This window comes from Marinobacter sp. UBA2498 (assembly GCF_002341575.1).
GTDB lineage: Bacteria > Pseudomonadota > Gammaproteobacteria > Pseudomonadales > Oleiphilaceae > Marinobacter > Marinobacter manganoxydans.
Map to the genome: position 1 here is coordinate 1728 of NZ_DDOI01000107.1, position 1508 is coordinate 3235.

Consider the following 1508-nt stretch of genomic DNA (forward strand, 5'->3'; position numbering starts at 1 on the left):
CTGACCGCCGACGCCGATTTCTACAGCCTCGGCGGCTGCCGGGACAGATGGTTCCGGCCGCAGGACACTGCCCAGCTAAAAGATTTGATGGCGATGGCCAGCAACGAGGTGGAATGGAAGCTCGTAAAAGCGCGGGATGTGGATGGCCACAGCCTGGCAACCGGGCCGGTTCAGCAGCAGATTCAGGCGGAGGCTTTGGGCAGTGAGGTGCAGAGTCTGATGGGGCAGAATTTGAGTGTTTATTTTTTAAAGCGGCGGTGAATTAACTTCGGGCCTGGGGTGTCGGATTAGGCGAAGCCGTAATCCGACAAGAAAGCGCCTTATTCCAAAGCAAAAGGCGTGAACCCGGGGTCAGATGCAATTTTCCTCTACCCTCATTTTCGAGGCATTCGTCCAATATCAACTGTCGATGATTAATCAGCGCTCAGAGCTTCCCGCGCCTGATTCAAAACGTCATTCAGATTGCTTTCCACCACACCCCAAACAATCACCGGATCGATAGTCGCATAGCCGTGGATAAGCACGTTCCGAAATGCGATCATCTTTTTATAATCGACAAACCGCTCAGCCTCGTCCGGAGCAATCTTGTGTAACTTACCTATTGCCTCTCCGATGATTTCGAACTGGCGCTCAACAGCAGACTGCAACAACTCATCACTCAGATAATCGTCTTCACTGCTACCAGCAACAAAACGCTGAACCTTCTCAGCAGCTGCAAGAATATCGTAAAGGTACTTGAGAGCCTCACGCTGCATACAAGGAATGCCGCTCTTCAAGAACCGAGGCTCTGAAATAAGGGTTGGTCAAGGAGGACACAGTGACCAGATCGACGGAGCGAGAAAACATCACTTCAAGATCTTCTTTTAGTCCGAAAAACGCCGCGGCTTTTTGTGAGGCCGTTAGCGCCGGATCAAAATCCACAAGAAAATCCAGATCACTGTTCTCATTGAAATGGCCTGTGGCGGCTGAACCAAAAACACCAAACGACATTACCCGGTGCTGTTCACAAAGCCGCCGAATCTCGTCCTGTTTTTCTTTCAGCATTTCCAGTGCATTAGCTGCAGCCATACTTTACTCAATCACTTGCAGGTATGTGTTTGGAGTTTAAACCTTGCCCCCCAAACAATAAAGAAAACGGCGGCCGGAACGGCCAACATCGGGGCGCTTGGCAATGAACCAGGATACATTTTGGCGATCTTTATGCTTATCCCGCCTTTGAATGCCAAGATAACCGGCATCACCGAACACGCGCTGCTCGTCACCGTGAAGAAGGTTGCCGGCGGACACGATGTCGTGGACATTGGCAGCGGTGGTATCGATGCTGTGGATCAAGCCGAGCGTATCGTCCACGCCGATATGCATCTTCATGCCAAAGTACCACTGGTTGCCTTTTCTGGTTTGTCGCATCTCAGGGTCGCGCTGGCCGCTTTCATTCTTCGTGGAGCTTGGTGCAGAAATGATGGAAGCATCCACAATGCTGCCTTCACGCAGCATGGTCGGCAGCGGAT

At 51.6% G+C, this 1508-nt stretch carries 2 protein-coding genes and 2 pseudogenes; 1 reads left to right on the forward strand and 3 read right to left on the reverse strand.

The features are described from left to right. Window positions 1-261 (forward strand): annotated as a pseudogene (locus B2W52_RS14915) (tetratricopeptide repeat protein); the annotation flags it as partial. Window positions 262-413: 152 nt separating this feature from the next. Here B2W52_RS14915 and B2W52_RS14920 read toward each other — a convergent pair. The 3 genes and pseudogenes from B2W52_RS14920 to B2W52_RS14930 form a co-directional block, all read right to left on the reverse strand. Further along, window positions 414-755 (reverse strand): HepT-like ribonuclease domain-containing protein, encoded by a 342-nt coding sequence (locus B2W52_RS14920; RefSeq protein ID WP_053112564.1) that lies wholly within the window; start codon window positions 753-755, stop codon window positions 414-416. Continuing rightward, the gene (locus B2W52_RS14925; RefSeq protein WP_053112566.1) at window positions 745-1068 is read right to left on the reverse strand and encodes a nucleotidyltransferase family protein; all 324 of its coding nucleotides are present in this window, start codon (window positions 1066-1068) and stop codon (window positions 745-747) included. The genes B2W52_RS14920 and B2W52_RS14925 overlap by 11 nt, the downstream gene beginning before the upstream one ends. Before the next feature lie 93 nt (window positions 1069-1161). Beyond that, window positions 1162-1508, reverse strand: a pseudogene (locus B2W52_RS14930) (transposase); the annotation flags it as partial.